Source organism: Pseudoalteromonas sp. TB41, assembly GCF_000497975.1.
GTDB lineage: Bacteria > Pseudomonadota > Gammaproteobacteria > Enterobacterales > Alteromonadaceae > Pseudoalteromonas > Pseudoalteromonas tetraodonis.
In genome coordinates this window covers 1-24729 of record NZ_AUTH01000072.1, presented here as the reverse complement: position 1 = coordinate 24729, position 24729 = coordinate 1, and the positions used below count along the sequence as shown (strand labels likewise).

17 protein-coding genes are annotated in these 24729 nt (G+C 40.5%); 3 read left to right on the top strand and 14 right to left on the bottom strand.

From position 1 onward, the window contains the following. Nucleotides 1-15 precede the first annotated feature (15 nt). The 3 genes from L641_RS0109715 to miaE all read right to left on the bottom strand — a co-directional run bounded on the left by L641_RS0109715 (nt 16) and on the right by miaE (nt 5140). Nucleotides 16-1953 carry a HAMP domain-containing sensor histidine kinase gene (locus tag L641_RS0109715; protein WP_024601790.1) on the bottom strand — a complete coding sequence of 646 codons (1938 nt, stop codon included), beginning with the start codon at nt 1951-1953 and terminating at the stop codon, nt 16-18. Next, nucleotides 1946-4174 (bottom strand): EAL domain-containing protein, encoded by a 2229-nt coding sequence (locus L641_RS0109710; RefSeq protein WP_024601789.1) that lies wholly within the window; start codon nt 4172-4174, stop codon nt 1946-1948. Before L641_RS0109710 ends, L641_RS0109715 begins: the two co-directional genes overlap by 8 nt. Nucleotides 4175-4369: 195 nt before the next feature. Then, the gene (gene miaE, locus L641_RS0109705; protein ID WP_024601788.1) at nt 4370-5140 is read right to left on the bottom strand and encodes a tRNA isopentenyl-2-thiomethyl-A-37 hydroxylase MiaE; all 771 of its coding nucleotides are present in this window, start codon (nt 5138-5140) and stop codon (nt 4370-4372) included. Nucleotides 5141-5339: 199 nt separating this feature from the next. On the opposite strand from miaE, the gene L641_RS0109700 reads away from it, so the two are divergent. Then, the gene (locus L641_RS0109700) at nt 5340-5939 is read left to right on the top strand and encodes a Yip1 family protein (RefSeq protein ID WP_008111059.1); all 600 of its coding nucleotides are present in this window, start codon (nt 5340-5342) and stop codon (nt 5937-5939) included. Between the two features lie 87 nt (nt 5940-6026). On the opposite strand, the gene purF is transcribed toward L641_RS0109700, so the two are convergent. The 10 genes from purF to fabB form a co-directional block, all read right to left on the bottom strand. Continuing rightward, on the bottom strand, nt 6027-7553 hold the full coding sequence (gene purF, locus L641_RS0109695; RefSeq protein WP_013465461.1) for an amidophosphoribosyltransferase: 1527 nt from the start codon (nt 7551-7553) through the stop codon (nt 6027-6029). Nucleotides 7554-7571: 18 nt separating this feature from the next. Next, nucleotides 7572-8066, bottom strand: a complete 495-nt coding sequence (locus L641_RS0109690; protein ID WP_024601787.1) for a CvpA family protein — start codon at nt 8064-8066, stop codon at nt 7572-7574. Between the two features lie 302 nt (nt 8067-8368). Next, nucleotides 8369-8992, bottom strand: coding sequence for an SPOR domain-containing protein (locus L641_RS0109685; protein WP_024601786.1), 624 nt, complete (start codon nt 8990-8992; stop codon nt 8369-8371). An 11-nt stretch (nt 8993-9003) separates the two neighbouring features. Continuing rightward, entirely contained in the window at nt 9004-10269 is a 1266-nt protein-coding gene (gene folC, locus L641_RS0109680) for a bifunctional tetrahydrofolate synthase/dihydrofolate synthase (RefSeq protein ID WP_016899265.1), read from the bottom strand. A gap of 25 nt (nt 10270-10294) precedes the next feature. After that, nucleotides 10295-11170 (bottom strand): acetyl-CoA carboxylase, carboxyltransferase subunit beta, encoded by an 876-nt coding sequence (accD, locus tag L641_RS0109675; RefSeq protein ID WP_013465465.1) that lies wholly within the window; start codon nt 11168-11170, stop codon nt 10295-10297. Between the two features lie 176 nt (nt 11171-11346). Then, nucleotides 11347-12141 (bottom strand): tRNA pseudouridine(38-40) synthase TruA, encoded by a 795-nt coding sequence (gene truA / locus L641_RS0109670; protein ID WP_016899264.1) that lies wholly within the window; start codon nt 12139-12141, stop codon nt 11347-11349. A 166-nt stretch (nt 12142-12307) separates the two neighbouring features. Further along, the gene (locus tag L641_RS0109665) at nt 12308-16912 is read right to left on the bottom strand and encodes a FimV/HubP family polar landmark protein (RefSeq protein ID WP_024601785.1); all 4605 of its coding nucleotides are present in this window, start codon (nt 16910-16912) and stop codon (nt 12308-12310) included. 335 nt (nt 16913-17247) lie between these two features. Next, nucleotides 17248-18264, bottom strand: a complete 1017-nt coding sequence (locus tag L641_RS0109660; RefSeq protein WP_013465468.1) for an aspartate-semialdehyde dehydrogenase — start codon at nt 18262-18264, stop codon at nt 17248-17250. A 45-nt stretch (nt 18265-18309) separates the two neighbouring features. Next, nucleotides 18310-19431 (bottom strand): 4-phosphoerythronate dehydrogenase, encoded by a 1122-nt coding sequence (locus tag L641_RS0109655; RefSeq protein WP_024601784.1) that lies wholly within the window; start codon nt 19429-19431, stop codon nt 18310-18312. Between the two features lie 108 nt (nt 19432-19539). Beyond that, nucleotides 19540-20751 carry a beta-ketoacyl-ACP synthase I gene (gene fabB, locus L641_RS0109650; protein WP_013465470.1) on the bottom strand — a complete coding sequence of 404 codons (1212 nt, stop codon included), beginning with the start codon at nt 20749-20751 and terminating at the stop codon, nt 19540-19542. 179 nt (nt 20752-20930) lie between these two features. Here fabB and mnmC point away from each other — a divergent pair, with 179 nt between their 5' ends. Further along, the gene (gene mnmC / locus L641_RS0109645) at nt 20931-22940 is read left to right on the top strand and encodes a bifunctional tRNA (5-methylaminomethyl-2-thiouridine)(34)-methyltransferase MnmD/FAD-dependent 5-carboxymethylaminomethyl-2-thiouridine(34) oxidoreductase MnmC (RefSeq protein ID WP_024601783.1); all 2010 of its coding nucleotides are present in this window, start codon (nt 20931-20933) and stop codon (nt 22938-22940) included. Nucleotides 22941-23231: 291 nt separating this feature from the next. Next, entirely contained in the window at nt 23232-23867 is a 636-nt protein-coding gene (locus L641_RS0109635) for an NAD(P)-binding oxidoreductase (RefSeq protein ID WP_024601782.1), read from the top strand. Here L641_RS0109635 and L641_RS0109630 read toward each other — a convergent pair. After that, on the bottom strand, nt 23860-24618 hold the full coding sequence (locus tag L641_RS0109630; protein WP_024601781.1) for a sulfite exporter TauE/SafE family protein: 759 nt from the start codon (nt 24616-24618) through the stop codon (nt 23860-23862). The genes L641_RS0109635 and L641_RS0109630 overlap by 8 nt on opposite strands. Nucleotides 24619-24729: the final 111 nt, after the last annotated feature.

The following is a 24729-nucleotide window of genomic DNA, read 5'->3' as shown; positions in this document are numbered from 1 at the left end:
TTTAGCCTTTATTGACTAATCGTAATGAGACTTTGCTTTTAAGTCAGGTAAAGTAATAATAAATTGCGTTTTAAAATAGGTATCGCTTTGTGGTTCTGAATGAAGTTTGATGTCCCCTTTTAAAATCTGGGTTACCCATTGATAAACCATATATAAACCTAAACCCGTGTTACCTTTACCTCTAGCTGAAGTATAAAAGGGTTCAAATATATCTGCCTTTATCTCACCATCAACACCTTTGCCATTATCTGACACGCTCAGCCTCACCCTATTATTAGTCGCTTGTTCGACTTTTATTTCTATTACCCCCTCCTGCTTTTCATCAAAAGCATGGTTTAGCGCATTAACCACTAAGTTTTCGACCACCTGAGAAATAATACCTGGCAAGCTAATTACCTGTTTATTAAGTAAAAAAATAGTTTTCACTTTTATTGGCGAGTTTTTTAACCTGGAGTTTAATGACAATAATAGCTCTTCAATAATTTTTTCAATATCACATGCTATAAATTCATCATTATGGCGATCAATCGCCATTTTTTTAAAACTTTTTACTAATACGGCGGTTTTATTTAAATTAATTTTAGCCAGCGCTAGGTTCTCTCCAATACTTGTTGTAGTACTTTCTAACGTTGATTTAGTCAGCCCCTGTTTCATCGCTTCATTTAATTTATTCAATGCCATATCTGCATTTGAAACAGAAATAACGGCTCCACCGATAGGCGTATTCATTTCATGAGCAACACCTGCCACGAGCAACCCTAATGAGGATAGTTTTTGCGCTTCAATTAACCCTTCTTGCAGTTGCTGCTGCTGCTTAATTGTGGCATCAAGCTCACGGTTAACGATATCTAGTTCTATCTTTTCAATATGTAATTTATGTGTCAGGGCTAATAGCTGATTTTGAAACTTATACTCACGATAAATAAAACCAAAGCTAATTAAACATAGTAATCCACTGCAAATTAACGCTAACCGTAAGGCCGCATTTCGTACAGTTATTAACAATTCATTGGGGCTACTTATAAGAATAATTAATTCTTTGTCAGCATTGCTAATTCTACCTTTGTTCTCGCGCAACGAAAAAATAGAAAAACGGCGGTAGGTATAAAGACTATGGTTAAAAAAGTGCGAACCATATTCTACATTGCCATCAATAATTTGCTGCCAAAGCTCTGGTTTTTTTAAAGCGAGTGTTTGCTCATTTTTACCATACATAAACCCCCACTCTAATTCAGCATCAGTATTTAATAACCAAAAGCCATCGTGGTTTAAAATGTTAATTAAAGTGCTCTCTTGGTTGTAACTTTTAATCTGATCAAACAAATAATCTAAGTTAAAGTTTACCACTAGCAAACCATCTAATAGGTAATTTTCTTTATCCGTACGATAGGTTACACGGATTGTTGGTTGATGAGGAATTACAATTTGGTTGCGTTCGATATTTAAATCTATTTCTGTGGCAAAAATGTCAGGCGCACTGACCTGCATCCCTTTTTGAAAGTAGTAACGAGTTTGCTTATTTTGCAACTCATCAGGCGATACAATTTCGCCAATACCATTGGCTGCGTTAATGCGGTATTGCTCTTGGCCTTGTGTATCTAGCCAGCGAATTTGCGCGATATTAGTAGAGATAGCAGCAAAATTTAAAAAATAGTTATTTATTTCATCTCTTCTTTGCTTTGATTGTAAAGGCTTGTTTGGTGTGTCGCTTTTTAAAATCGGCCCTTGGGCCAGGATACGCGTAAGCTTTTTAATACTACTGAGCTCTTTAGAAAAATCTCCACTGATAAGGACTAACTTTTCATCTTGCTTAGCTTTTATGGTGTTTATTTTTTCTTGATATGTTTGTTCGTATATAAGCCAGCCAATAAATAAAGTGATAAATAAACTGAACGAAGACTTTAATAACACACTTTTTTTTGAGCCGACCGGCAAGCTGTTAAGGCTATTCATTCTTACTCACTTCAAACTGTTTTAGCCACACAATTAAATCTTTTAAAAATAATGGTTTAGAAAAGTAGTATCCTTGAGCAGTTTCGCACCCCTGCTGATGTAACCACTGAGCCTCAAATTCATTCTCAACACCTTCAGCAATTACCGAGAAGTTAAACTGATTCGCTAAAGATAATATCATCTTAATCATGTACTGATTGTTGTCATTAAATTCAAGATCACTAACAAAGTAGCGATCTATTTTTATCGACGTAGACGGTATTTCATTAATGTGAGCTAACGACGAGTAACCAGTGCCAAAGTCATCAATGCTGACTTTCATACCTAAGGCGATAAACCGTTCAAGTGCTTCTTTAATTAAGTTATAGTTACTTATGGCTTGCGTTTCTGTCACCTCTAGCTCAAGCATGGAAGGCAGAATGTTGTACTCTTCAATTTTAGTTTTTATTTGCTCAAAGTAACTAGGTTCAACTAAATCATAAGAGGATGCATTAAATGCAACGGGTAAGTTGCAGCCTTGCTCTTTAAGTTGATTAATAGTCTCTAGTATTTTTTCGAAAATCACATGGTCTAGTTCATTAATTAATCCGGCTGTTTCAGCTAACTCTATAAATTCATCAGGGCGTACAAAGCTGCCATCAGCTCTTTGCCACCTAGCGAGCGCTTCAAAACCTGCTGGTTTCAAGGTTGATAAGCTGATTTTTGGTTGTAACGCCACCTGTAAACTTTTATTACCTATAGCCGTTCTGAGCTCAGCCATCAGCTCATAACGACGAGTAATTTGATCTGTTTTTTCCTCGGTATGCTGAATATACTTAGTTTGGTTTAGCTGCGAAGAGTTCAGGCTCGACTCTGCAAGGCTGATTACTTTTTCAGGTGTTAAGTTTAAAGCTACATTTAATTTTAATTCTAAAATACGGACATCAATGTATTGCTTAACTTGTTCAATTTCGAATTTTTGTTTATTTTGAAAGTAACTAACTGCATCTGAGATATCAAAGTCAACGCTCACTAACATGCCAAACGCTTTGTTACTAATCAATGCTATGCGGGGGTCATACCTAGTAAAGCTATCAACAATACTCTGGTAAACTAACTTCATTAATTTATTACAAAATTCATGACCAAAGGTGAATGCTTTTTCGTCAAACTGATAAATATCAAAAATGACCAATCGCGTTTTTAGCCGCTCCTGCGCATTCATGTTCTTTATTTCACGGGTTAGCCAGTTACGGTTTTGCAAGTTAAGTGACACATCGGTATAAGCAAGCTCGGTTAAGCGATTTAATAACGAAATATTAGCAAATCCTGTGCTCACATTTTCACTAAATACTTTAAGTAAATATTCGTTTTGCTCACTAATTGGGTTGTCTGATTTGACGATAGTTATGTAATCAGCGCCCTGCTGATCTGGCGTTTCGAAAAAAAACACACTGTGGTGCTTTGAAAAAATATGACGACGCTCTCTAATCGCTTGTTTAAAGTCTTTCAGCATTTCTGCAGGCAGATTAGGTCCCACAGGTTGCCCTTTAATGCCACTAAAGCAACCATGGGTTGAGAGTATTAAACATTCAGAGCTAGGGTCTGAATTACTCGAACAAAAAATACCACCACCTTCGGTTATTTTTAAAATGTTGCTAATTTCTTTAAGCACAGCATAAGAGAAAGAGGCCATATCGTGCTTACCGTTAATACTTCTAGATGCATCAAGCACCAACTGTAAACCTTGCTTGGCTGACCTAATTTGTGAGATATACTCCCAAGTGCGCATGTTGCTATTAACAATTGATTGCAGCTTCTCGGCAGATAGGTCTGATTTATTCCAGTATTCATCGATATCGAGCATTTTCATGATATCGCTCTCTGGCGCAAAACCAGGTTGCCCTGTTAAGAGCACAATACGCATTTCTGCGTTACCGATGACCTCTCGAATAGTATTCACTAAACGCAGACCTGAGTCATCCTCCTCCATCACCACATCTATAAAAATAAGTGCAATATCAGGGTGCATGCTCAACGCCAAAGCCGCCTCTGGTACCGAATTTGCTGTTAACAACTCGTATTTATAACCATCTTTGGCTTTTAGCTCTTTTAAGCTGTTAACTAACGCGTTTTGATAATCAAGATCATCCTCAACGGTTAATATTTTCCAAGTTTTCAGATCTGTATCTGCTGGTTCTTCTTCAGCTGCAAATACAAATAATCCCTCTTTATCTTGCATACATTCTCACCCAATAATAAATAAGGTATGGCCCTTTTATTAAAATGAATTACAAAGCAATATAGACCGTTGATAACTCAAAATTCGACTTGCTTAAATATTAGGAGAGAGTTTTGGAAGTGTCTAATTTAAAAATAATTTTGATACTAAAGTATGTGCTACAACAACATAACCCATTTGTAGCACTCAAGTATACTAAGCACTTTTACTTAACGGTGTTCCACTGTGAAACTTAAAGTCTTCGTCATCAGATAAAATTAACTGTGCTTCTATTTCAGCAAATTCTTTTACCCGCTCGGTAATATCAAAATCAGCAATGTCTTGAGCAAGGGTTAAATAATCTTGGTAATGACGTGCCTCAGAGCGCAGCAATGAAATATAAAAATCCCCTAAGCGTTTATCTACATGGGGTGCAAGCTTGGCAAAGCGTTCACACGAGCGAGCTTCTATGTAAGCACCTACAATAAGCTTATCAACTAAGGCATCAGGCTCAAACGTTTTAACATTGCGTAGCATGCCTTTGGCATAACGACATGGCGTTATACTTTTATATTCAACACCGTATTCATCCATAATTTCGAGCACTTGATAGAAATGATGCAGCTCTTCTTTTATCAGCATTACCATTTTATCAATTAAATCTTGGCCATAAGGCGAGTCAGATTTAGGGATAATGGATTTAGTGAGTTTATTTTTAGCCGCTAAATCACGCCAATTTCCCTCACGTTTATAAATAAGCGTTTCAAACGGTTTAAGCCATTCAAGCAGTGCATCACTGCTGTCTTTATCTACCGCATACTTACGAATTAAAAACATGGCACTTTGCGCCGCTTTTAATTCACATATTAAGTGATCAATTAATATGATGGGTAAGTTTTCTTTTTTGATTGCTTGTTCAACCCACTCATCGGGAGTACTGCATAATAAAAAATTGTTAATTGGCTCTAAAAGCTGGCTATGTGGCACGCTGACTACTCATTGCTAAAAATTGCGATTATGGCATTTTAACATGAAATATTACTCTGAATAAAATAAACACTCGCCCTTATTGCAAGCATGTGGATAACTTGACTTTGTATACTTACTGAACCATAACTAAATGGACTGTATAAAAACAAACCAATTATAACCAAACAGTAATATATCCTTTTATGGAGAGCACGCAATGATACTAAATCACCTATGGGGTTTATACGCCCATCCACTCGAAGAATGGCAAACAATTGATAACCGTCACGAAAGCTTAACCTATAGCTTATCGCACATTTTGCTTATCGCTTTATTTCCCTCTGCAATGGGGTACTACTCATCGGTTTACTTAGGCTGGAGTATAGGTACAGGTAATCCAGTATTTTTGACCCATGAAAGCGCACTGATGATTGGCGCAGCCATGTATGTCGCTTTAATTGGCGGTGTATTTGCACTGGCCTATTTAGCCCATTGGATGGCGGTTACTTTTGGTGCTAAACCGACTTTTACCCAAACAATTGAGCTGGCAGCTTATACCGCTACACCGGTGTTTATGTCGGCATTGGCAGCTTTTTGGCCTGAGCTGTGGTTTGTGGTGTGTGTTGGATTAGTTGCACTCGCCTACTCAGTTTATTTACTGTACACCGGCGTGCCAATTTTGATGCACATTCCGCAAGAGCGCGGCTTTATTTATGCAAGCTCTGTTGTTACCTGTGGATTAATTTTACTGGTTATTATATTAGCACTTACCGCTATGCTATGGACCAACGGTATTATCAGCCCCATGTTTACTTAAATATTCCTTTTCTATAGACGCAAAAAAGGAGCTGTTAAGCTCCTTTTTTTATTAGCCTTAAAATACTATCAGGCTAACATTACATTATTAATCAGATTCGTTTTCATCTTGATTATGTATTTCTAAACCAGATGACATTGCGTTTTCACGGATGCTTTTAGCTGAATCGTTGCGCAGCTTATCTATACGGTTTAAGTAATCTTGATCAATGTCGCCAGTAATGTATTGTCCGTCAAACACTGATGTTTCAAACTTAGTGATCTCTGGGTTTTCTTGGCTAACGGCAGCAATTAAATCGCTTAACGATTGAAAGATTAAACCATCAGAGCTAATGCTTTGGTTAATATCTTCTACTTCACGGCCGTGTGCAATAAGTTCTGCCGCAGATGGCATATCTATACCGTATACATTTGGAAAGCGTATTTCAGGTGCTGCTGATGCAAAGTAAACATTTTTAGCGCCTGACTCGCGTGCCATCTCTACAATTTGTGCTGAGGTGGTACCACGTACAATTGAGTCATCAACAAGTAGGACATTTTTACCTTTAAACTCACGGTCAATCGCATTGAGTTTTTGGCGAACTGATTTTTTACGAAGCTCTTGGCCAGGCATAATAAACGTACGACCAATATAACGATTTTTAACAAAGCCTTGGCGATACGGTAAGTCAAGCACGCGTGCCATTTCTAATGCAATATCACACGAGGTTTCAGGAATAGGAATAACCACATCAATGTCTTTGTCTGCCCATTCACGCGCTACTTTTTCACCTAACTTAGTCCCCATATTTACACGCGCTGCATACACTGACATGCGGTCAATGGTTGAATCCGGTCGCGCAAAATAAACAAATTCAAAAATACACGGTGAGTAAGACACTTTATCTGCACAGCTTAAAGAGTGAAACTCTCCATTTTCAGTGACATAAATAGCTTCGCCTGGGGCAACGTCACGAACAAATTCAAAACCGTCAGGCTTTAATGCTACGCTTTCTGAGGCAAACATGTATTCAGTGCCGTTTGCTGATTCACGTTTACCAAACACCAATGGACGAATACCGTTTGGATCGCGAAACGCCACAATACCATGACCGATAATCATGGCGATAGTGGCATAACCGCCACTTACTTTATTGTTAACTTCAGTAACCGCGGTGAAAATATCTTCAGGGTCTAATTTTAGTTTGTCTGATTTACTTAGCTCATGCGCCATGATGTTAAGTAAAATTTCAGAATCAGAGGTCGTATTAACATGGCGACGTGCCTCTGAAAATAACTGCTCTTTTAACGACTCGGCATTGGTTAAGTTACCATTATGCGCAAGCGCTATACCAAATGGAGAGTTTACATAAAACGGCTGAGCCTCTGACGAACTTGAAGAACCCGCTGTTGGGTAACGCACATGGCCAATGCCAATATTGCCTTGCAAACGTTTCATATGACGAGTGTGAAATACATCTTTCACTAGGCCATTTGCTTTGCGCAAGCTAAATGTATTGTTCTCAATAGTTATGATACCCGCAGCATCTTGGCCACGGTGTTGCAAAACGGTTAAGCCATCATAAATCGCCTGATTAACTGGCGATGTTCCGACTATTCCAACGATACCACACATGTAATTTATCCTCGCCGATTAACGGTTTACTGAATTTAAAAAGCTCGAGTTGTTTTCTAGGTACGAAAAGAACCATTCAACTACAAAGCCAAATTCTGGAATCAAAATAGAGTTGCCCCACCAATGCGTACTTGGCGCACCAGTAAAAGCATCAAGAAAGAAGAGTAACGCGCTCACGACCAACACGCCTCGAAGAGCACCAAACACCACACCAAAAACACGGTCTGTGCCGGATAATCCGGTTCGCTGTACAAGCTCACCTAAAATATAGTTTAGTAAACCGCCTAACAATAGCGTCGCAAAGAATAATATGGCAATGGCCGCCGCATTTCTTAAAAGGGGTTCAGAAATGGATGTTAGGAAGGAAGCTAAATATTGATAAAATAAGCTGGAGATGATGAAAGCCCCTGCCCATACCGCTAATGACATAGCTTCTTTAACAAAGCCGCGTATTAAACCGATGATGGTAGAGAGTGCAATAATGCCAAGAATGGCGTAATCAACCCAGATCATAAGAACCAATTAGTCGCTAATTTTGGGCGCATTCTATACCTAAACCTCCTTGTGATGCAAGTTTAAGCGTGAGATTACAGGTGAGTAAACACACACCATTATTAGATTAAAAATAGCGCAGTCTCACCGTTATAAAAACAACAAACATTTTGTTTATAGCGCATCTATTTTGCTATTTTTGTGTGGGCATTGATAAGTAAAGGAGCGAAGCTAAAAATGCGATAAAGGTCTATTTAAACGTATAAAATAAGACGAGGTAAGTGTGTAATATCTCGCGATAAACACACTTCCTTTTATTGAATTTATTTGGTCACTTCAAATTGGGAGACTTTACCGTTGAGTTTGGTTAACTCTTTAAGTGCAGGAAGTTGAGATTGCAGTTCTTGTTTATTCAGTGATGGTCCGACAAAAACTTTCGTTAACGTCCCATTTGGCGTTTTAACTGGTTTAGTAAAAGTTTTAAACCCTTTAGCCTTGAGCTTAGCTTGCAGCGCTTTTACATTGGCTGCATGTGAAAAACTACCTAACTGAATAACATACGCCATGCTAGTTAAGTTTTCGTTAGCTGGGCGCGTAGGTTCTTGAATTGCAGCCGTACTGCTTTGGTTTGTATCAGGTATTACCGCTTCAACCATTGCAGGCTGGTCGGTAATGTCTGTTTGAGCAGCACTGTTTTGCTGTTCAAATGCGGCATCATCAGGCTGAATATCTTCAACTTCATCCTCTTTTAAAGGCTGTGCATTTGCCACTTTTTGATCGATTGATTCTTGCAAATCAATGGTCTTGAACTCAGAGCGTTCTGGAATCGCTTTAAAGCCTTCTTTATAGTGCACTTTTTCACCATCGAGTATATTGGGAATAAACACAATTGCTGCGATCACCACAATACTTGTTCCGACTAAGCGATTAATAAAACCTGAGTTCACCGACATCCTCTCTATTTTTTAAAGTAATGAATAGCGCCAGCCACGGTAAAAAATGAACCAAATACAATTAATAGTGTGTTAGTTGGCTGGTTTGGCAAGATAGCATCCAATGCTGCCTCTACGCTATTATAACCCTGTTTAAAATAACTATTAGGAATGCTTAAAAGTGCCTGATGTAAATTAGCAGCGCTATCGCCGCGTGGGCCCTCTAAGCTCGCAAACGACCACTCATCTACTACATCACTAACTTCTTTAAGCACACCAACCTTATCTTTATCAGCAAGCATAGCGGCTAATGCATGAATTTTAAAGCCTTTATCTTTATAGCTTGCTAATTTAGTCGCTAAATAGCGAGCTGATTCAGGGTTATGTGCTACATCGGTATACACTAATGGCTCTGCACTTAGTTGTTGAAAACGTCCCTCAACGACTAAGTTCGCTAAACACTGAGTAATCACCTCATCGCTCGGTAATAAGTTTAATACCGATAGAGCGGTTAATGCCGTGGCTACATTTTGGCATGGAATTGCTGGTTTAGGTAACTCAAGATTATGCTCTTTAAATTGCCAACTAAAACTCTGCGCGTGCTCTTTAAAAATAAAGTCGCTGCCAGATAACACCATATTAGCGTTAATTTCTTTACCATAATCGGTCATTGTATGTGGAATATTTAAGTCCCCAATAATTGCAGGAGTACTCTCTCGAAAAATACCCGCTTTATCATAAGCAACTAATTCACGCGTGTCACCTAAGTATTCTTTATGATCTAAGTCGATGGTGGTGATGATGCTGGCATAGGGGGTAACAATATTGGTCGCGTCAAAACGCCCGCCTAAACCTACCTCTAACAGCACGTAATCAACCTCTAAACGCTTGAATATTGCTAACGCGCCTAAGGTGCCATATTCAAAATATGTCAGTGGGGTGTCACCACGACCTTGTTCTAATAAATTAAACGCATCGACATGGTATTGATCGTCAAGCTCTGCGCCATCAACGCGTACGCGCTCATTGTAACGAATTAAATGCGGAGAAGCATACGTACCAACACGATAACCTTGGGCTAATAACAGTGACTCTAAACAACGTGCTGTTGTGCCTTTGCCATTGGTGCCTGCAATAAGAATGATTTTACTTGAGGAGGTTAAAAGCCCAATGTTGTTAGCAACACGAGCAACGCGTTCTAAACCCATTTCTATATTAGCAGGATGAACACTCTCTAAATAACAAAGCCAATCATCAAGGCTTGATGATTGGCTAGGAATTGTTTTTGTCATAGCATGTAATCAGTAAAGCTGAAATTTACGCTACTCTATGCTCTTGTTCCGTAGAAGGCAAGTTCATAAATTTTGCTAAGATACGTGCTAGCGTATCGCGCATTTCTCGACGGTCTATAATCATGTCGATTGCGCCATGTTCTAACAAGAATTCACTGCGTTGGAAACCCTCTGGTAGCGTTTCGCGAACAGTTTGTTCAATAACACGCGGACCGGCAAAACCAATCAAAGCTTTAGGCTCTGCAACATTAATATCACCAAGCATTGCCAATGATGCTGATACACCACCCATTGTTGGATCTGTCATTACAGAAATAAACGGTAGGCCTTTTTCAGTCATTTTAGCCAGTGCCGCACTGGTTTTAGCCATTTGCATAAGTGACATAAGGGCTTCTTGCATACGAGCACCGCCCGATGCAGAAAAACAAATCAGCGGCATATTATGCTCTAAACATTGGTCAACCGCGTCAACAAAACGAGCACCCACTACCGACGCCATTGAGCCACCCATAAATGAGAATTCAAATGCAACAGCAGCAACCGGAATGCCTTTTAGGTTCCCTTTCATTGCGACAAGCGCGTCTTTTTCACCGCTTGACTTTTGAGCTGCATTGATACGATCTGAGTATTTTTTTGAGTCTCTAAATTTAAGCACATCTTTAGGTTCATGTTGGGCACCTAACTCGTGACGATCGCCTTCATCTAAAAACTGTTCAAGACGTTTACGACCACTAACACGCATATGATGATCGCATTTAGGGCATACGTTCAGTGATTTTTCTAATTCTGCTTTATATAAAATTGAATCACATGACGTACATTTAGCCCATACACCTTCTGGAATTTCTTTACGACCTGAAGATTTAGTCGTTTTTGGTAAGATTTTTTCTAGCCAACTCATTTGCAACTCTCTTAATGCTGTTCTGTGTCGCGAGTCTACATGTTAACCATGCAAACAAATTTTTCCAATTAAAACATGAATTACGCTGTCACGGTATAAAAAACTGGTCTTAGTAGTTAGCAATACGAATAACAGCGTATAAATTTAGCCTCAAAATATACACATCTCGTTACTTATCAAATATCACTGTCGGCTAAAAACAATGGTCCTAGCGGCGTTCTAGGGATATTAAAATGATCTGGATAATCAACATCCACTAAATATAAACCTGCTGCTTTTGCTGTAGCGCTCGCTTTAGCTCGCTCTTTAACATCTAGCAGCTCTTTTAACCAAATTGGTTCATGTTTGTGTAAGCCAATATCCATTAAACAACCCGTAATATTACGTACCATATGGTGTAAAAACGCATTGGCTTTAATATCAATAATGACATAAGCACCTTGGCGCTGTACCGATAAATGATGAATCGTTCGCGTTGCCGTATTAGCTTGGCAGTGCAGCGCTCTAAACGAGGTAAAGTCATGCTCACCTAGTAAATATTGACACGCCTGCTGCATTTTCACTTCATCTAGTGGGTGATGAAAATGTGTAACACCTTCATTTAATACCGCACCACGAAACGCATAATTGTAAATAACATAACGATAACGACGAGCAGTTGCACTAAAGCGGGCATGAAAGTCTTCCGCCACAGGTTGTGCAAAACGAATAGCAATATCTTTGGGTAATAAGGTGTTCATACCTAATGTAAAGGCCACCATTTCACGCTCAGCATGTGTATCAAAATGCACTACTTGTCCAGTGCCATGTACACCGGCATCGGTACGCCCTGCACATACAATTTCAACTGGATGATTACAAATGCGCGACAACGCTTTTTCTACTTCTTGTTGTACACTATTTACGTGTGATTGACGCTGCCAACCACTGTAACGTGCGCCATTGTATTCTACTCCAAGTGCTACTCGCATAATTACTGCTTTACCTACTGTGCTAATCGACGCTGCATTTTATGCTATATGGCGTCCCAATAAAAGCAGCGAACTAAGGTTCCTAACTATGCAATACAAAAAACCCGCTATTAGCATCACTAATAACGGGTTTTCATATCAACCATACCTTACAGGAGCTTGGTTATTAATTTTTAAGTTTAGCCTTTAAGCTTTGCGCTTCTTCTTGCACATCATCCGGGCCATTATTAATGATCTCATCCAGGATTTTAACTGCTGAATCTGCATCATCAATCTCAATATAGGCATGTGCAAGATCAAGCTTAGCTGAGTAACCCCCGCTTTGGGTATCAACATCCATAGGGTTATCACCAGCCAGAAGTGAATCATACTCACCTAAACCAACATCCATATCGACGTCTGTGTAAGGTTCGTGATCTAAATCAGCTTCATCGCTTTGCTCTAACAATGCATCAATATCAACAAAGTCATCCTGCGCTAATGGCTCAGTAACCTCAGGTTGCTCAATAGGCTCTTGCAACGAGGATGCGCTTTCGTCAGCTAAGTCTTCACTTAGTAAGCTATTAAAATCAACATCAAACTCACTGCTGTCACTTAAATCAACATTTTCAGGCTCTGCTAGTTCATTAAGCAAGGCATCAAAATCAGTTTGTGTTAAATCAGCCATGAACTCATCGTCAAGCTCATCATCTGAAATCATGTCTGATTCTGGCGATACTGGGCTTTGCGTTAAATCAGCTTCACGGTCAGCGTTCGTTTGCTCGTCAGTAAACTCTGATGATTCAGCTAAAGCATCAAGTTGTTCATCATCAAACTCATCGTCTGTGCTAACGCTTTGCTCATCTGTAATTTGTTCAGTCAGCTTTTCAGGCTCTGAAACTTCATTATCTAGACCTTGCGCAGTGTTTGACTCTGAAAACTCATTGTCTAGTAATAATTCATCATCAAAATCGTCTTCTAAGCTATCGAGATCATTACCTGCGGATAGTGCATTAGCGAGATCTTGCTCTGCTTGACTTGGTGACATACCCGTTGCATCACCGTCTAAATTATCACCTTGTAGCTCTTCTGGTGTTAGTGATTGATGCTCTTCATCAGATAAAGGCAACTCATCATCAAGCTCTAACTCAGGATATTCTTCAAGCTCTTCACTCGGTGTAACTATTTCTGGCTCGTATAGCTCATCGTCATCTGTCGATAAATCATTGTTTTGGATATCACCAGCAAGCGGATCATCACCTAAATCAATTTCATCTTCATCAAGCTCATCGTTTAAATCGTCGAGTGACCAATCAGGAACGTGTTCATCTGCATCGCTTGTTTGCTCAAGTTCACTTAAAAGATCATCAACGCTTTTAAAGTTTTCACCGTCGTACTCGTCAAGCGCATCTTCTGGGTCGAGTAAGGTTGAAGACGTATCGGTAAAGTCATCTTCTGATTCAACGTCAAACTCAGGATCTTGTTCAAGCTCTGGTTCTACTTCAAGCTCAGGCTCTGCTTCAAGCTCAGGCTCTGGTTCTGCTTCAAGCTCTGGTTCTACTTCAAGTTCAGGCTCTACTTCAAGCTCAGGCTCTGCTTCAAGCTCAGGCTCTGCTTCAAGTTCAGGCTCTACTTCAAGTTCAGGCTCTTCTTCAAGCTCAGGCTCAACTTCAAGCTCTGGTTCTGCTTCAAGCTCTGGTTCTGCTTCAAGTTCAGGCTCAACTTCAAGCTCAGGGTCTGCTTCAAGTTCAGGCTCTGCTTCAAGTTCAGGTTCTACTTCAAGCTCAGGCTCTGCTTCAAGCTCAGGCTCTGCTTTAAGTTCAGGCTCTGCTTCAAGTTCAGGCTCTGCTTCAAGTTCAGGCTCTGCTTCAAGTTCTGTCTCAGCTTCAAGCTCAGGTTCTACTTCAAGTTCAGGCTCAACTTCAAGTTCAGGCTCTGCTTCAAGTTCTGGCTCTGCTTCAAGTTCTGTCTCAGCTTCAATTTCTGGCTCAGCTTCAATTTCTGGCTCAGCTTCTACTTCAAGTTCAGATTCTGCTTTAAGTTCATCATCTACACCATCAACTGACCAATCTGGTGTTTCTACATAGTCGTCGGTAGGTTGTTCTAACTCACTTAACAGATCATCAATACTCTCAAGGTTTTCATCGTTAAATTCATCTAAGGCATCCTCTTGATCGAGTAATGTAGAAGATGTATCGGTGAAATCACCTTCAGATCCAACGTCAAACTCAGGCTCAGGTTCAAGTTCTGCTTGAAGCTCCGGCTCAGCTTCAAGCTCTGGTTCTACTTCAAGTTCTGGTTCTACTTCAAGTTCTGGTTCTACTTCAAGTTCAGGTTCTTCTTCAAGCTCCGGCTCAGCTGCAACTTCTGGCTCAGCTTCAAGTTCTGGTTCTACATCAAGTTCAGGCTCTTCTTCAAGCTCTGGCTCAGCTGCAACTTCTGGCTCAGCTTCAAGTTCTGGTTCTACTTCAAGCTCAGGCTCTACTTCAAGCTCTGGTTCTACTTCAAGTTCAGGTTCTACTTCAAGTTCTGGCTCTACTTCAAGTTCAGGTTCAGGTTCAGCTTCAAGCTCTGGTTCTACTTCAAGTTCAGGTTCTTCTTCAAGCTCCGGCTCAGCTTCAACGCCTGGCTCTGGCTCTACTTCTGGCTCAGCAAAAGATGAAGCGATAGATTCTACATCTTCACTATTTAACTCTTCTTGCGCGTCAGCTAAATCTTCAATTGAGTCCGCCAATGCATGATCTATTTCAGAATCATGAACATCACTTTCAGGTTGCTCCGCATCCAGTACATCGTCAATATCTACTTCGTCTTCATCAACTAGGCTGTCGATGTCTGGCTCTTCACTTTGAGCTTCAGTAGCCGATTGTTCTGCATCAAGTAAATCGTCAATATTAACTTCGTCATCTTCATCTACTAAGCTGTCGATGTCTGGCTCTTCACTTTGAGCCTCAGTAGCCGATTGTTCTGCATCAAGTAAATCGTCAATATTAACTTCGTCATCTTCATCTACTAAGCTGTCAATATCAGTTTCTTCACTCTCTGCAGCAGCGGGTTGCTCTGCATCAAGCAAGTCATCAATGTCAATCTTGTCATCTTCATCAACTAAGCTGTCAATATCAGTTTCTTCAATCTCTGCAGCAGCGGGTTGCTCTGCATCAAGCAAGTCATCAATGTCAAATTCGTCATCTTCTTCAACTAAACTGTCAATATCAGTTTCTTCACTCTGTGCAGCAGCGGGTTGCTCTGCATCGAGTAAATCGTCAATATCAAATTCGTCATCTTCATCAACTAAGCTGTCAATATCGGTTTCTTCACTCTGTGCAGTAGCGGGTTGCTCTGCATCGAGTAAATCGTCAATATCAAATTCGTCATCGTCTGCTGATGTGTCAGTTGCCTGCTCATTATTTTCATCGAGTAAATCATCAATGTCGAAGTCTTCGCCCTCTTCGGCGAGTTCTTCACTGAGTGCAGCCATATCATCATTCGATTCACCTTGGGGTTCATCTGGTAATGAATCGTCATCTTCTTCATCAAACAGGCTATCTAAATCATCCGCACTTAAAATATCATCCGATTCGTCAAGATTAATTGTATCGCCCGTGTCATCTTCATCAGGGCTATCAAAATCTTGTTGCATGAAAACATCAAGTTCATCACCCTCAGTATTTTCATCTTCAAAAACAACATCATCATTAAGTAAGCTTTCTAACTCATCTTGATCTAATAAACTGTCATCATCGAGATCATCATTAAACTCCACATCATCATCAAGTAATACGTCATCCATGTTCTCATCTAACTGCACACTTAAATCATCAAGTGGATCGGGAGCAGGCGCTTCGTCAAGCGTGGGGTCTGGCATTTCATCTAGAGGGTCAGTATAAGCAGGCGCTTGTGGTATAAATTCATCATCGTTACTCTCAGGCTCTTGGTTATTACCACGCTTACGCAGCCACATAACTACAGCAAAAATAATCAACAACGCTGGAATGGTCATTAATAAAATGAGTACCAAAGGATTCGAGAGTAATGCAGCAAAGCTAAATTCATTCTCTTGCTCTGCATCTTTTAATTTTTGCTGTGCAATGATCTCGTTTTGCTTAACGATTAATTCTTTTAACTGTTGTTGAATTTCACTATCTTGGCCTAGTTGTAAACGAACGTTTTCTAACTCGTTTGAAATACCTGTCAGCTGTTTTTTAAGGTTGTTGTTTTCAACTAAAATCTCTTCTACGTTACTAACCGAACTTTTAAACTGCTGCTGAAGCTCAACTAATTTATTACCTTGATCTGTTTTAATCGCTTTTAATTCTTGTTGTAATTCTTTTTTGGCTTCATCAACGTCTGCTTTGCGGGCTTGGGTTACTTGTGTTTGTGCTGAATTGATCTCTGCTTGAGTGAGTGTGCCATTTTTCTTTTTTTCCCACAGTTCATCGTCTTGCTCAGAACGTTGCTTAGCTAATTGCGGGTTTACTCGTCTAATTTCTGCCAAAGTAGGTATTTTTAAATACGAACCACTTTGCATGTGATTTAAGTTTTGTTCTAAAAATGAGTTGGGGTTTTTGTTATACAAGGCCTGCATAACTTGATAAATGCTGACTGAGTTATCTGGGCGAACTTTAACGGCAATACGCCAAAGTGTATCGGTTGGTTTTATTGGCCCAATAGAGCGACCCTGCGCGCCGTAATCTGCGCCTTTAGGCCCTCTTAATTGGGTACTGTCTTGAGAGTAAACAGTCGTTACCATCAGTGCAGACGCTAATATAATAAGTGAAACGAAACCGCGCATGCTGATCCTTTAATGTTTAAATGTTAACGCAGCGCTTTAAAATTGGCGCTTAAACATTGATTATTCTTGCCGTTGTTAGCCACGTGGCCAACGCACATTTTTATTGCAAGCTCTATTCCAGTTACAAACTATAAACCAGTTAAGCCATAATATCCATCGCAACGCATTGAAAATAAATACCTTAAACATCATGATAAAAATGTTTTTATGTTGTTTATCAAGATGTTTACACTCTCTCAGTTAATAAGTGGCAAAAAAATGGCGGTTAAAGCATAAAAAAACGGCAAACCACTGTGGTTTGCCGTTTATTGAAATTATCACTATTTTCAGGCTAATTACATATAATTAGCAATCAGTTCTTCAGCTATTTGTACACTATTGGTTGCAGCCCCTTTACGGGTATTATCACTTACTACCCACATATTTAATCCATGTGGGTGTGAAATATCAGCACGTAAACGGCCGATATAAACAGTATCATTACCACTGGCATCCGACACAGCCGTTGGGTAGTCGCCAGCATCATCAATTAGCTCAACACCTGGCGCATCACTCAATAGTTGCTTTACATGCTCAAAGTCATAAGGCATACGCGTTTCAATATTAATTGACTCAGAATGACCAAAAAATACAGGGACGCGAACACAAGTCGGGTTTACCGCAATGGTTGTATCGCCTAAAATTTTATGCGTTTCGTTTACCATTTTCATTTCTTCGCGCGTATAGCCGTTATCTTCAAAGCTATCGATTTGCGGTATTACATTAAACGCAATTTGCTTAGGAAATATTTCGTTTTCCATTGGGCGTGCATTCATTAAATTTGCAGTTTGTTTAGCCAGTTCATCAACTGCCTCTTTACCCGCTCCCGACACCGCTTGGTAAGTTGAAACGTTAATACGATCAATGCCGTATGCATCATAAATAGGTTTAAGCGCAAGCATCATTTGAATGGTTGAACAATTAGGGTTGGCAATAATATTACGATTTCTAAAATCGGCTAAGCTCGATGCATTTACTTCTGGCACAATAAGCGGCACTTCAAAGTCATTTCTAAAGTGCGATGTGTTATCAATAACGATACAGCCAGCGTCTGCGGCGATAGGGGCATATTTTTCAGATACACTGCCACCAGCAGAAAATAAACCGATATGCGCTTGGCTAAAGTCAAAGCCTTCAACATCACGTACTTCTATGGTCTCACCACGAAACTTTATATCTTCGCCAGCACTGCGGCTGCTTGCTAATAAAAACAGCTGATCGACCGGAAATTTACGATCTTCCAAAGTTTCAATGATTTGACGACCGACAAGGCCTGTAGCGCCGAGTACGGCAACGTTATATTTTTGCGACATATTTCATCCTCTGTAAGCACGATTAAAACAACCGTGCTAATTAAATTAGTTTGCTGTAGTAAAACCAAGCTGAGCAAGTGCAGCAAGCTCGGTGCTATCACCTTCAACCACCACGGTGCTAAATTCACGTCGGGTTGGATAATTTTTTCGTAAACTGTCAAAGCCTTCATCGGCCAAGTGACGCAGTAAAATGCCATCATCACGGCGTACGTCATAAACTAAGTGCACTAAACGGGCTATATCTGTTTCGCTAAAACTACTTCCTAGGGCGACTTTTTTAATTGCAGGAGGCGGTAAAAAATCATCAAGCGATTTTATTGCGTTAACCTCTTTTAGCTCACACAAGCTTTGATACAACATTTGTGTACCCCGAGCTTTACCCTCAAGAGTATGTCCGGCAATGTGCACACTGGCATAGCGAACATGCTCAAGTAACTCGGTTAAAATGTTAGGTTCGTTTTCCCACACATCCAACACTAAATCGAGCTCAGCGCCGGCTTCCATCACCTCAAGTAATGCTTGATTATCAATCACATCACCTCGGCTGGCGTTAATTAAAGTAAGCCCAGGTTTAAGCGTAGTTAAGCGCTTTTTATCAAGCATATGCAGTGTTTTATGCGTACCTGTTTTTACTAACGGCACATGAAACGTGACTATATCTGACTGCGTTAATAGCTCATCAAACTCAACGTGCTCGGTTAATAGCCCTTGCTCATACTTTATTGGGTCGCACAATAGTAAATTAACGTTAAGCGCTTTTAATTTTTGCGCGAGGCAACTGCCAATATTACCTACACCCACAATACCGATTGTTTTACCGCTTAACGGGCTGGCATTTTCTTGACTTAATGCAAATAAACTACTGATCACATATTCAGCAACCGCAATCGCATTGCAGCCAGGTGCACTGGTAAAAGCAATATTTTTTGCGTTGAGCAAATCGGTATCAATATGATCCACACCAATAGTGGCTGTACCTACAAAGCTTAGCTTATTAGCCTGTGCTAATAATTCACTATTGACCTGCGTGACTGAACGAGTGAGTAATACATCAACATCAATGAGTTTTTCTGGAGTTAATTGCCTGCCATCAAATCGTTCAACCTCACCCATATCTTTAAAGAATTGCTCAACTAAAGGCATATTTTGATCGGCAAGAATTTTCATTGTGAATCCGTTTGGCAAAATGAGACCCTATTGTAACGAACAACCGCCTATTTGCACAAACGAAAAAGCCGAGCATTTTGCTCGGCTTTAAAATAGTTAAAGGTTTACTTAGCCTTTGTATTTGCTCATTACTAATGTGGCATTGGTGCCGCCAAAACCAAAACTGTTAGACATAACCGTATTTAGTTCAACGTCTTTGGCTTCAGTTACAATGTTCAAGCCCGCAGCTTGCTCATCAAGCTCATCAATATTGATAGATGGCGCAACAAAACCATGCTCAAGCATTAGCAATGAAAAGATGGCTTCGTGTACACCTGCCGCACCCAGTGCATGGCCTGTCATTGCTTTAGTTGCGCTGATCATTGGCGAGTTACCACCAAATACTTCTTGAATAGCGCCCAGCTCTTTCACATCGCCTACGGGTGTTGACGTACCATGGGTATTCAAGTAATCAATGCTATCAACGTTTTGCATTGCTTGGCGCATACAACGTACTGCGCCCTCACCTGATGGTGCAACCATATCGTAACCATCTGAGGTTGCGCCGTAACCGGTAATTTCAGCATAAATGTGCGCGCCACGTGCAAGTGCGTGTTCTAGCTCTTCAACAACCACAATACCGCCACCGGCTGAAATCACAAAACCATCACGGTTAGCATCGTATGTACGTGATGCTTTTTCAGGTGTGTCGTTATATTTAGTCGAAAGCGCGCCCATAGCGTCAAATTCCATCGCTAGCGTCCAGTGAAGTTCTTCACCCCCACCTGCAAAAATAACGTCTTGCTTGCCTAGTTGAATCTGCTCAACGGCATGGCCAATACAATGCGCAGAGGTTGCACACGCAGAGCTAATTGAATAGTTAACGCCTTTAATTTTAAATGGCGTTGCTAAACAAGCCGAGGTGGTGCTCGCCATAGTACGTGGCACCATGTAAGGGCCAACGCGCTTAACGCCTTTTTCGCGAAGGATATCGGCCGCTTCTACTTGCCATTTTGATGAACCGCCGCCAGAACCCACTAATAAACCAGTGCGCTCGTTTGATACTTGTTCGTCGCTAAGGCCCGCATCTTCAATCGCTTGTGCCATTGAGATATAAGAATAAGCCGCTGCATCACCCATAAAGCGCATTGCTTTGCGGTCAACATGCTCTTTAACATCAATATCAATTTTACCTGATACATTGCTGCGCAATTTGTAATCAGCAAATTCTTGGTTAAAAGCAATACCGCTTTTACCCGCTCTTAGTGACTCTAATACTTCTTCTTTATTATTGCCGATGCTTGATACAACACCGATGCCTGTTATTACGGCTCTTCTCATGGGTAATTCCCTTAGCTTAATACTTAATTGTGTTCTATTTTACGCGAATTTAATCACCTAAGTGGTCAGCTTTCTAGCGTACACTTGTACTCTGAACCTACAGCTTATAAATAACGCCAGACTATTTCAAAGAAAACACGTAAAATAATTAAAAAATTATCTATAAAATTGAATTGGTCATGATAAAAAACGCCCACATACACTTTAATGATTTAGGGACACCGGTTGCTAATGACTTTGATGATGTTTATTTTTCTAATGACGACGGCCTCGCTGAATCGCATTATGTGTTTTATCAACAAAACAATATAGAGTCACGGTTACAAAATCATGACCGTGAGCACTTTGTTATAGCCGAAACCGGTTTTGGTACAGGGCTTAATTTTTTAAATGCATGGCAGCAGTTTTATGACCACCTGCAATGCCCACAAGTTCAAAGTCAACAGTCTAATAACGTGCAACGACTGCATTTTATTTCTTTTGAAAAATATCCACTTAGCGTAAATGATTTAAAACAAGCCTTGCAAGCTTGGCCTAGTTTAAGTCATTTAAGCGCCCAACTCGTCTCCCACTACCCGATTAATTTAACCGGTTGTCATCGCCTTGAATTTGCCAATGGCCTTGTGGTGCTCGACCTCTACTTTGGTGATGTGCTGGAATGTATTAATAGCATGAGCTACCCACAAAGTGGACTTGTTGACGCATGGTTTTTAGATGGTTTTGCACCGAGTAAAAATCCTGATATGTGGCAGCAAAGTGTATTTAACGCCATGGTTGATATTTCCAGATGCAACGCGACATTAGCCACGTTTACCGCTGCGGGCTTTGTTCGTCGTGGTTTAATTGAAGCGGGCTTTAGCATGCAAAAAGCTAAAGGCTTTGGCCGAAAACGAGAGATGCTAGTTGGCACACTCGTTCAGGCTAATTTAAAACAATCAGCCCCCGCCTATTTTGAGCATCACTTCTCTCCCCTTACCAATGTGGCTGTTATTGGCGGTGGTATAGCCAGCAGTTGTATTCTTTATAGCCTCGCGAAACGCGGTATACCAAGCCACTTATTTTGCCAAGATAAACAACCGGCCATGGGGGCATCTCACAATGTACAAGGGGCGATATATCCGCATTTACAAGCAAAAAATTCGCCACACAGTGAACTATTTGCCCATAGTTTTTTATACGCAAAGCGGCTTTACAATCAATTACTCAACAATGGCTTTTTATTTGATCACCAGTGGTGTGGTGTGCTGCAACATGCAGTAAAAAAACCATTGGCAGAGCGTCATCAAAATCTCGCTGATAAACAACTGTGGCCAGAGCAGCTTATGCGAAATGTGACTGCTGATGAGGGTGATGCTATTGCTGGGGTTAAAACAGGTTACTCAGGGGTGTTTTTTGAACAAGGCGGCTGGGTTAATCCCCCCCAGTTAGTCAGTGCTATGTTAGATGCCGCACAGCAATTAAATGAGTTTGAGAGCCTATTTAATTGCCACATTGAGCAACTTAACAAACAACCCGATGGCTGGTACTTAACCACGCAAAAACAAACATTTGGCCCCTTTAGCGATGTGATTATTTGCGCCGGTGAACACAGCGATGCATTTGCGCAAACTAAAACGCTCCCTATTGTTGGCGTACGCGGACAGGTGTCACATGTTCAAGCAAGCACGCAATCACGTAAGCTAAAAACCGTGTTGTGTCACAAGGGGTATTTCACCCCCGCTTATTTAGATCACCATTGTATGGGCGCCACCTTTGAAAAAAACAGTAAAAGCCGTGAAGTGACCGAGCAAGATAATCAAACCAACCGCGAGCAACTGCTGAGCTTTTATAACAACACTGAATTTGCCACCAGCTTAGGCGATATTAGCTCTGCTAAAGCCGCTGTTCGCTGTAGTTTTATTGATCACTTACCTATGGCCGGTGAATGGGTGGAGCAAACTGACTATACACATGCATTTGCTAATTTACGTTTGGGTAAGCGCTATCAATACCAAGCATTAAAAAAACCACAACAGGGCCTGCATATTTTTACCGGCTTTGGCGCGCGAGCATTATGCAGTGCACCGCTATCTGCCGAGCACCTAATTAGTAGTTTAAACAATGAACCTCGCCCACTAAGCGAACGCGTAAGCCAAGCTATTCACCCAGGCCGCTTTATTGTTCGTGACCTTATTCGCAATAAAATTTAAAGGTAATAATACCTACAAAGCCCTTTACCGTAATTACCAAGAACGCAGTGTACGTATTGGCTTATACCACCGTAGCTTTGTAACCGAAGTAAGTATAATGATCGAGTAAAAAGTTCTAAAAAACGCCTTAAAAAATAGCTAATTTTAATACTCAGTTAAGTAATAACTTTTAACTAATATGTTTTTTTTAAATAAGCTCGTTTAAATCCCATTTACTCTTTAAAAATAATTTCCTACCCCAAGGTCTGTTTGTACGAACAATCTTTACACTATATTGAGAAGGAATTAATTATGAGTAAGACTTTAATTATTGGCGCAAGTGGTCAAATTGGTAAAATGGCTACCAAACTACTTTTAGAAAATGAGCAAAATGTTGTTGCACTTGTAAGAGACAAAAGCAAACTGTGTGATTTAGATAGCCCATTTTTAAGTATTGTTGAACAGGATTTAGAAGGTGACTTTTCAAGTGCCATTAATGGCTGCGACCAAGTTATCTTTGCAGCAGGTTCAGGTGGAAGTACAGGCACAGATAAAACCGTACTTATTGATTTGTGGGCAGCGACAAAAGCAGCAACTTATTCTAAAGAGCACGGTGTAAAACACTTTATTATGGTCAGCTCTATTGGCGCAGACGATCCTGATGCGATAGATAGTGACTTAAAGCCTTATCTTGTAGCAAAACATATGGCCGATGAGCATTTAATTCACAGTGGACTCAATTATACAATTGTCCGCCCAGGAACATTAACTGACGAAAGTGCCTCTTTGGAAGTAACAACAGAGCGCCCTAGCGATCAGTCAAAGGCTAAAATTAGCCGCGAAAATGTAGCCAACGCATTGCTTCACGTTGCTACAAACTCATTTAATAGCAATCGTATTTTTGAGTTATTTGATGGCGATAAACCAATAAAAGCCGCTATTAAGTAAGCATTACACTCACCCCTTGCCATGCAAGCTGCATGGCAAGCAGAGTTAAAATCACTTTAAAAACAGCCCTAAAACGCGCCACAGAGAGCCGCTTAAGTAAACGAATCCCTAACCAGGTGCCAATGGCTCCGCTTAAAATCATCGCCAGTGTTAACGGCAACCATTGCCAAAAACTAAAACCAAGCCCCGTATAAACGACGGCTTTTAAGCTATGCTGCAAGGTCATAATACTTGAAAAAGTCGCGGTAAATTTAAGCTTATCGTAATGATTAATGTGTAAATAACTCGCCACCAGAGGCCCACTTGCTCCCACAAAAGTAGAAATAAATGCCGTAATTACACCCGCTATTAAACGCCCTAATCGTGAGTCTTTATTAAATTCAGGGATTGTTCCCCACAGTAAATAAATCACAAATAAAGCCACAAACAGCTTCATGCTATCAAGGTTAATATCGCTTACTACTTGGATTGATAGCCCAGCACCAATTAACCCACCCAGAGTAAAATACAACAACATCGGCTTATCAAGATGGGCAATACTTAACAACAACCGATTGGCATTAGAGCCCAACTGCACTAAACCATGAACCGGCACCACCACCGCCATAGGCATAACCGACGCCATTACCACCAACAGCATTAACCCGCCGCCCGCACCAAAAGCCGCCGATACAAACGAAGTAACCCCCGCCAGTAAAACCAGTAAAAGCGAAATTAAAGGGGAAATGTGTTCAGCTGTAAAAATATCCATATCAAAGCTCGCAGTTAATCATTGGCTCATGATACAAAAAATAGGTAAGTAAGCGACTAGTCTATTAGTTGTAGGGTCAGCGGTCAGCGGTCAGCGGTCAGCGGTCAGCGG

What these genes read in the sequence shown, in the direction of transcription:
- L641_RS0109715 (WP_024601790.1), bottom strand. Translation starts at nt 1,953, where the DNA reads ATGAATAGCCTTAACAGCTTGCCGGTCGGCTCAAAAAAAAGTGTGTTA.
- L641_RS0109630 (WP_024601781.1), bottom strand. Translation starts at nt 24,618, where the DNA reads ATGGATATTTTTACAGCTGAACACATTTCCCCTTTAATTTCGCTTTTA.
- folC (WP_016899265.1), bottom strand. Translation starts at nt 10,269, where the DNA reads ATGACAAAAACAATTCCTAGCCAATCATCAAGCCTTGATGATTGGCTT.
- accD (WP_013465465.1), bottom strand. Translation starts at nt 11,170, where the DNA reads ATGAGTTGGCTAGAAAAAATCTTACCAAAAACGACTAAATCTTCAGGT.
- L641_RS0109690 (WP_024601787.1), bottom strand. Translation starts at nt 8,066, where the DNA reads ATGATCTGGGTTGATTACGCCATTCTTGGCATTATTGCACTCTCTACC.
- L641_RS0109660 (WP_013465468.1), bottom strand. Translation starts at nt 18,264, where the DNA reads ATGTCGCAAAAATATAACGTTGCCGTACTCGGCGCTACAGGCCTTGTC.
- truA (WP_016899264.1), bottom strand. Translation starts at nt 12,141, where the DNA reads ATGCGAGTAGCACTTGGAGTAGAATACAATGGCGCACGTTACAGTGGT.
- L641_RS0109635 (WP_024601782.1), top strand. Translation starts at nt 23,232, where the DNA reads ATGAGTAAGACTTTAATTATTGGCGCAAGTGGTCAAATTGGTAAAATG.
- L641_RS0109700 (WP_008111059.1), top strand. Translation starts at nt 5,340, where the DNA reads ATGATACTAAATCACCTATGGGGTTTATACGCCCATCCACTCGAAGAA.
- purF (WP_013465461.1), bottom strand. Translation starts at nt 7,553, where the DNA reads ATGTGTGGTATCGTTGGAATAGTCGGAACATCGCCAGTTAATCAGGCG.
- fabB (WP_013465470.1), bottom strand. Translation starts at nt 20,751, where the DNA reads ATGAGAAGAGCCGTAATAACAGGCATCGGTGTTGTATCAAGCATCGGC.
- L641_RS0109665 (WP_024601785.1), bottom strand. Translation starts at nt 16,912, where the DNA reads ATGCGCGGTTTCGTTTCACTTATTATATTAGCGTCTGCACTGATGGTA.
- L641_RS0109710 (WP_024601789.1), bottom strand. Translation starts at nt 4,174, where the DNA reads ATGCAAGATAAAGAGGGATTATTTGTATTTGCAGCTGAAGAAGAACCA.
- L641_RS0109655 (WP_024601784.1), bottom strand. Translation starts at nt 19,431, where the DNA reads ATGAAAATTCTTGCCGATCAAAATATGCCTTTAGTTGAGCAATTCTTT.
- mnmC (WP_024601783.1), top strand. Translation starts at nt 20,931, where the DNA reads ATGATAAAAAACGCCCACATACACTTTAATGATTTAGGGACACCGGTT.